The organism is Terrisporobacter sp. (assembly GCF_017888745.1).
Taxonomy (GTDB): Bacteria; Bacillota; Clostridia; order Peptostreptococcales; family Peptostreptococcaceae; genus Terrisporobacter.
Window position 1 is genome coordinate 1 of the sequence record NZ_JAGHFM010000314.1, and the last position, 7,714, is coordinate 7,714.

At 28.1% G+C, this 7,714-nt stretch carries 7 protein-coding genes; 6 read left to right on the plus strand and 1 reads right to left on the minus strand.

Annotated features, from left to right (window positions below; all coding sequences use genetic code 11):
* The 3 genes from J7G74_RS14050 to J7G74_RS14060 all read left to right on the plus strand — a co-directional run.
* On the plus strand, nucleotides 1-294 hold a 294-nt coding region (locus tag J7G74_RS14050), incomplete at its 5' end, for a DUF975 family protein (RefSeq protein WP_297136485.1).
* Nucleotides 295-429: 135 nt separating this feature from the next.
* Nucleotides 430-660, plus strand: coding sequence for a preprotein translocase subunit SecG (secG, locus tag J7G74_RS14055; RefSeq protein ID WP_297136487.1), 231 nt, complete (start codon nucleotides 430-432; stop codon nucleotides 658-660).
* A gap of 203 nt (nucleotides 661-863) precedes the next feature.
* Nucleotides 864-1,232: a PH domain-containing protein gene (locus J7G74_RS14060; protein WP_297136489.1), complete on the plus strand. Its 369-nt coding sequence runs from the start codon at nucleotides 864-866 to the stop codon at nucleotides 1,230-1,232.
* 74 nt (nucleotides 1,233-1,306) lie between these two features.
* Here J7G74_RS14060 and J7G74_RS14065 read toward each other — a convergent pair whose 3' ends face one another.
* Nucleotides 1,307-2,245: an AEC family transporter gene (locus tag J7G74_RS14065; RefSeq protein ID WP_297136491.1), complete on the minus strand. Its 939-nt coding sequence runs from the start codon at nucleotides 2,243-2,245 to the stop codon at nucleotides 1,307-1,309.
* Between the two features lie 220 nt (nucleotides 2,246-2,465).
* Here J7G74_RS14065 and rnr point away from each other — a divergent pair, with 220 nt between their 5' ends.
* The 3 genes from rnr to J7G74_RS14080 form a co-directional block, all read left to right on the plus strand.
* Nucleotides 2,466-4,631, plus strand: a complete 2,166-nt coding sequence (gene rnr / locus J7G74_RS14070; RefSeq protein ID WP_297136493.1) for a ribonuclease R — start codon at nucleotides 2,466-2,468, stop codon at nucleotides 4,629-4,631.
* A 581-nt stretch (nucleotides 4,632-5,212) separates the two neighbouring features.
* Nucleotides 5,213-6,685, plus strand: a complete 1,473-nt coding sequence (locus J7G74_RS14075) for a protein adenylyltransferase SelO (RefSeq protein ID WP_297136495.1) — start codon at nucleotides 5,213-5,215, stop codon at nucleotides 6,683-6,685.
* A gap of 90 nt (nucleotides 6,686-6,775) precedes the next feature.
* On the plus strand, nucleotides 6,776-7,714 hold a 939-nt coding region (locus J7G74_RS14080; protein WP_297136496.1), incomplete at its 3' end, for an FAD-dependent oxidoreductase.

The window sequence follows — 7,714 nt, forward strand, 5'->3', positions numbered from 1 at the left end:
GGAACTATAATGCTAATCGTAGCTTTATTTATTGGAGGTATAATTTCTATATACTGTACTTTTTCAGTATTTATTATATTAGATAAAAATGCAAATGTATTTGAAGGCATAAGTATGAGTATAAAGCTTATAAGAGGTCATTTTTGGGATATAATCATATTAAGTTTAAGTTTTATATTATGGTATTTACTAGGTATAATAACTTTAGGAATAGCAATGTTTTGGGTAGTTCCTTATATGACAGTAACTTATAGTAACTACTATTTACTTTTATATGATGAAAAATATAGTTAATAATAAATAATTATTCCTATATTATTTGTGCATAGTTTTTTAAGATAAAACATAGCTCAATTCATTGTAAATGATAGGATACTATGGTAAACTAAAGGTTGAGTATTTATTAATATCATAAATAGGAGGTTACCTATGATAAATAACGTATTAATGGGAATACAACTTGTGTTGGCTATATTCTTGATGTTAGTTATAATGCCACAAGAAGGTAAAGGAAACTTCTCATCAGAGTATGCTGGAGAAGATGATTCACAAGCGTATTTTAAACCAAGAGGAAAACAAGCATTTCTTTTAAAATCAACAAAGATAGTATCAGTACTATTCTTTATAAATGCATTAGCATTATTAGTTGTTAATAAATAATATTAAATATTGGCCAAGATTTAATATTGTAAAATGTTAAAAGTTAAATTTAGTTTTTAATGTAAGAATGATTACCTATTTAGGTAGTCATTTTTTTATTACAAGAGAACTTTTAATATATGGAAAAATAAGATTATTGCTGGGATTCACCTTATTTGTTATAATATAAGAAAATTATACTTAGAAAATAGAGGGAGACAACAATGGATATGACAAACATATTACAATGGACTTTTGTGTCTGAATGTGAAATACCAGGAGATGTAGATGAATTATTAGTTACAGGGGAAGTGGCAGTAGCTGCATATAAAACATTAAGAGATAGCGCAATTTTCACTAATAAGAGATTAATAGTTAGAGATGCTCAAGGTTTAACTGGTAAAAAAGTAGAAATTTATTCTTTACCATACTCATCAATAAATATGTGGTCAACAGAAAATGCTGGTAAATTATTTGATTTAAATGCAGAAGTTGAATTATGGACTAGAGCAGGCCATATAAAAATAAATCTACAAAAGGGAGTAGACATTCGTAAGTTTGATAAAATAATAGCTCAAGCCTTATTAAAATAAAATAAATAATATAAATAAAAAGCTGATAAATTAAATTTATCAGCTTTTTTATAAGAACTTTAATTAAATAAATACTATATTAATGCGAATTGTTTTAAAATAAAAATCCATGTGAACACTGTTACTATAGATAATGAAGAAGTAAACACTACTATTTGACTTGCCAAATCACTATCTCCACCCATTTGTTTTGCCATTTGAAAGCTTGATACAGCAGTAGGTGCTGAGAACATAACCATGAGAGATAGCAATGCAATGCCTCTAAATCCTAATAAATATGCAATTGATAAAAATACACAAGGTAGTGCAACTAATTTACCAAATACAACTATGGCTGTTTCTTTTATATATTTTTTTATATCTGAAAAAGAAAAAGAAGCTCCTAGAAGAACTAAAGATAAAGGTGTTGCAATTTTTGATAAATCTTTAATACCAGCTACGATAAATGTAGGTAATTTTATATTAAGAATTAAAAATATCAATCCAAGAAATGCTCCGATTATAAGTGGATTTGTAATTATTCCACGAGTAATATTTTTTAAATCAATACGACCACCTCTAAATATTTCTAAAGCAATCACAGATAAAACATTATATAAAGGAACAACTACACCAATTAACAAAGCTGTAGTTCCAACATTTCCTTCTCCAACTAGAGAAGTAGCTACTGGAATGCCAAATAACACAAAGTTACTACGAAAAATACCTTGAATCATTACGCCTATTTTAGAATTATCTTTTTCTATTTTAGGTATTAGGAATAATAAAAAAGTAAAGGATATAATTATAGATAAGGAGGCAAACATTATTAGTTTAGGATCAAATACACTTCCTATATCTGTTGTATAAATATTATAAAATAATAAACAAGGCAAAAATACTTTAAAAGCAACGTTATTTGTTACGCTTAATGAGTGTTCATCGAACATTTTCATATATTTAAGGAAATACCCTAATGCCATTATAAGACATAGTGGCGCCACTACGTTGAAGGATAAAATTAAATTATCCAAATACATCACTCCCCAATCTCTTATGCTGTTAATATAAAGTATAAATAAGCGCATTGAAAAAAGCAAATATACAATAATTAGACAAAATGTAATATTTTAGTTAAAATAAGTAAATATGAATAAATTATTGTAGTTATTTTAAAATAAACAAACGGCTTAAACTAAACTTGGGAAATAATTTAATAAATATGGATATAATATATAAAATAGGAGGTATTATATGACAGAACAATTAAGAGAACAATTACTTGGGTTAATCAATGATAAACATTACAATCCTCTAAAAAAAGAAGAATTAGGTCAAATATTTAATATACATCCAGCGGAAATGCCAATGTTCTATAACTTTTTAGATGAGTTAGAAGAAGATGGCTACATAGTTAGAACTAAAAAAGGAAGAATCATGTCTCCAAATACAATGGGATTATTCGTAGGTAAATTTGTATCTCATAGAAAAGGATTTGGATTTGTTGAGTCAGATGAAGAATTTACTCAAGACTTATTTATTCCAGCTAGCGATATTAATGGAGCTCTTCATAATGATAGAGTAATGGCAGAAATAGTAACACCTGCTACTGATGAGAGAAGAGCTGAAGGTAAGATAATAAAAATAATAAAAAGAGAAGTAACTAGGGTTGTTGGTTTATTCCAAGAAAACAAGAGCTTTGGTTTTGTTGTGCCTGATGATAAGAAATTCAATCAAGACATCTTTATACCAAAGAGATATTTTTCTGGTGCAAAAAATGATGATAAAGTAGTTTGCGAAATTACAGTATGGCCACAAGAAAATAGAAAGCCAGAAGGTAAAATAGTAGAAGTATTAGGCAAAAAAGGTGAAAGAGGAGTAGAAATTGACTCTATAGTAAGAGCTCATGGTTTACCGGAGGAGTTCCCTAAAAAAGTAATAGACGAAGCTAATCATGTGGCAGAACAAGATTTAGAAGAAGAAATAGCTAGAAGAGTAGATTTTAGAGATTTAGATATATTTACTATAGATGGAGAAGATGCTAAAGACTTGGATGATGCTATATCAATAGAATTATTAGATAATGGTAATTATAAATTAGGAGTTCATATAGCTGATGTAACTCATTATGTAAGAGAAAAAAACAAACTAGACAAAGAAGCTTTAAAAAGAGCTACTTCAGTTTATTTAGTAGATAAAGTTATACCAATGTTACCAAAACAGCTTTCTAATGGTGTGTGTTCTTTAAATCCTTTTGAAGATAAACTTACTTTATCTTGTATTATGGAAATAGATTCTAATGGTAAAGTTGTAAAATCTGATATATGTGAAAGTGTTATAAGATCAAAGGCTAGAATGACTTACACTGAAGTATCAGATATATTAGAAAAGGACGATGAAAAATTAAAGCAAACTTTTTCATCTCTAGTTGAAGATTTTGTTAATGCGGAAAAATTAGCAAGAATATTAATGAAGAGAAGAGAAAGAAGAGGGTCCATTGATTTTGACTTCCCAGAATCCAAAATAATATTAAATGGTAATGGTGAAGTAGTAGATATTAAACCATATGAAAGAAGAATATCTAATAAAATGATAGAAGAATTCATGCTTGTTGCTAATGAAACTGTGGCAGAGCATTTCTATTGGTTACAACTGCCTTTCGTTTATAGAATACATGAGACTCCATCAGGGGAAAAAATGGAAGACTTAAGTAAGTTTATAGCAACATTTGGATATCATTTAAAAGGTGATTTAGAAGAAATTCATCCAAAAGAAATTCAAGGTGTAATCAAAAAAATAAAAGGAACTAAAGAAGAAGAAGCTATAAGTACAATTATGCTTCGTTCTATGAAACAAGCAAAATATTCACCGCAATGTGTAGGTCATTTTGGATTAGCGGCAAAATACTACTGCCACTTTACTTCTCCAATAAGAAGATATCCAGACTTACAAATTCATAGAATAATAAAAGAACAATTAAATAATAAAATTAACAATAAGAGACAAGATCAACTTGCTCATATAGTTGAATATGCATCTACTCAATCATCAGAGAGAGAAAGAGCAGCAGAACTTGCAGAAAGAGATGTTCACGACTTCTACAAAGCTATGTATATGGCTGATAAAGTAGGTCAAGAGTTTGATGGAGTTGTATCAAGTGTTACTTCCTTTGGTATGTTTGTTGAGCTTGATAATACTGTAGAAGGCCTGATAAGACTTGCTAATATGAGAGATGATTATTATATTTATAATCAAGAGACTTATTCTATAATTGGTGAGAGAAGTAAGAAGACTTTTAGAATAGGTGATACTGTAAGAATAAAAGTTGAAAATGTGAATGTTGACTTTAGAGAAATTGATTTTAGCTTAATATCTAAATTAGAAGAAAGTCATATTGAAGAAGATTTAAAATCAGAGTAGTCAAATATGAAAATAAATAATACTTAAAATAATAAAAGGTATAGTACTTATTTTAGTCTATACCTTTTGTTATTTTAAAGAAATTAGGTTTTATTTAGTTTATTTACAAATTATACTTATAATATATTAGTTTTCTAATTAAACTATATCTATTAATTTACATTCTTAAAATTGATATTTTAATTTAAAATAATAATTGGAAAAATTTTAAATTATAGAATGAACATAATTCTAAAATAGAATGAGTTATTAATATAGATATCTTAAGTTTTCAACAAGATAAATATAAATTGTGGAAATAATAGGATATATTTAAGCTGACATTCCATGAATTTGTGGATAAAATAATCTATATATAGTTAAGAAACAGTGTTTGTTAGTTAATAATAAATGCTGTTTTTTATTTTTACAAAAATAATAATATATTTTCTCTTTTCTGTAATTTAAGGAAATAACTTATTTAAAATCATATAGAAGGGTATAAATAATTTAAAATAAAGTACACATTCTAAATATGAGTAAATATTTTTTATAGATAAAACTAATATACAAATAATATTGAAATTTTAAAAGGAGGTAAAATGACTGATAAAAATGAGATTTTAAAAATGGGATGGAATTTTGATAACAGTTATTTAAGCTTACCTGAATTTTTTTACAGTAAAATTAATATAAATCCAGTATATTCACCTAAACTAGTTATATTTAATGATTCTTTAGCAAAAAAAATAGGTCTTAATGTAGAAGCTCTTAAAACTAAAGAAGGTATCAAAACATTAGCCGGAAATAGAGTTGTAGAAGGAGGGGCATTTATTGCTCAGGCTTATGCAGGTCATCAATTTGGACATTTTACAATGCTTGGAGATGGTAGAGCTTTATTAATTGGAGAACAAATAACTCCAAATGGCGATAGATTTGATATTCAATTAAAAGGTTCTGGAATAACTCCATACTCTCGTGGTGGAGATGGTAGAGCGGTATTAGGACCTATGATTCGTGAATATATAATAAGTGAAGCAATGTATGGACTTAAGATACCTACTACAAGAAGTTTAGCTGTTGTAAAAACGGATACTCCTGTGTATCGTGAAGTACGCAAAATAGGAGCTGTTCTTACTCGTATAGGATCTAGTCATATTAGATTTGGTACATTTGAATATGCAGCAAGATTTGGAGGTATTGAAAATGTAAGAGAGTTGGCAGATTACTCAATTAAAAGACATTATCCTCATATTAGAGATGATGAAAATAAATATTTGAATTTCTTGAAAGAAGTAATAAACTCTCATGCTAGTTTAGTTGCTAAATGGCAATCAGTTGGATTTATACACGGTGTGATGAATACAGATAATATGACTATTAGTGGTGAAACTATTGATTATGGTCCATGCGCTTTTATGGATAAATATGATGCAAATACAGTATTTAGTTCTATTGATAGAAATGGTAGATATGCATATAAAAACCAACCTATAATGGCAGAGTGGAATTTATGTAGATTTGCAGAAACATTACTACCATTAATTAATGAAAATCAAGAAGAAGCTGTAAGAATTGCTCAAGATGCTATATCAAGTTTTTCAGGTATATTTCTTGAAAACTGGCTATCAATAATGAAATCTAAATTAGGTATTTTTAATAAAGAAGCACTAGATAAAGCTATAATAGAAGATTTATTAAGTATGATGGAAAAATATGAAGAAGATTATACTAATACCTTTGTTTCATTAACTACTAGAAAAAATATGCATAGTGGAATGTTTGCAACTGCAGAATTTACAAACTGGCATAAATCATGGCAAGAAAGATTAGAAAGACAAGAAGAATCTATAGAAGAAGCTTATGAATTGATGAAAAATTATAATCCAGCAGTAATTCCAAGAAATCATAGGGTAGAAGAAGCAATTGAAGCAGCAGATGAAGGAAATTATGATGTAATGTTAAAACTTCTTAGTGTTCTAAAAAATCCATTTGAATATTCAAAAGAACAAGAAGAATACTCAGACTTACCAAAACCTTCATCGCAACCTTATAGAACTTTCTGTGGAACATAAGAAATATAAAAAGTGTAGTTTGGAAAATTACGTTTAAAATATTTTTACTTTGGTATTAAATTATAAAATGACATAATAGGAGATATGACAATGAATGAGATGGATGAAATATATGATGTAATAATAATTGGTGGTGGACCAGCTGGACTTTCAGCTGGATTATATGCAGGTAGAGCTGGATTAAATACTTTAATAATAGAAAAACAATATTTAGGTGGACAAGCAGTAACAACATTTGAAATAGTAAATTATCCAGGAATAAATGAAATAGATGGACCAAGTTTAATTGATGAAATGAGAAAACAAGCTGAAAGTTTCGGTGTAAAATTTAAATACACAGAAATAGAATCTGTTAATTTTGAACATAAGATTAAATCTATAAATACTTCAAATGGGCAATTTTCTGCTAAATCAGTAATAATTGCTACAGGTGCAAATCCAAGAAAAGTAGGATTTAAAGGTGAAGATGAATTTTATGGCAGAGGAGTATCATACTGTGCCACATGTGATGGAGGATTTTATAGAGATTTAGATGTGTTCATAGTTGGTGGTGGATATGCTGCAGCAGAAGAATCTTTATATTTAGCAAGACTTGCTAGAAAGGTTACTATTTTTGTAAGAAAGCCTAAATTCTCTTGTCCAAAACCTATTGCGGATAAAATTCTATCTAATGAAAAAATAGAAGTTAAGTTCAATTGTGAAGTTTCTGAAATAGGTGGAGAGAATCAACCAACCTATTTAGAATACTACAACAATGTTACTAATGAAAAATTTAGATATGAATTATCTGAAGATGATAGAGCATTTGGGTTATTTGTATTAGCAGGTTTCGTACCTAATACGGATTTATTCAAAGGTGCTGTGTCATTAGATGAATATAATTATGTTGTAACAGATGAAAATATGAAGACTAATGTAGAAGGAGTTTATGCGGCAGGTGATTTAAGACCTAAATTACTTAGACAAATAGTTACTGCAGTTGCTGATGGTGCTATAGCTGCAACTGCTTGTGAAAAGTATATAGAGGAA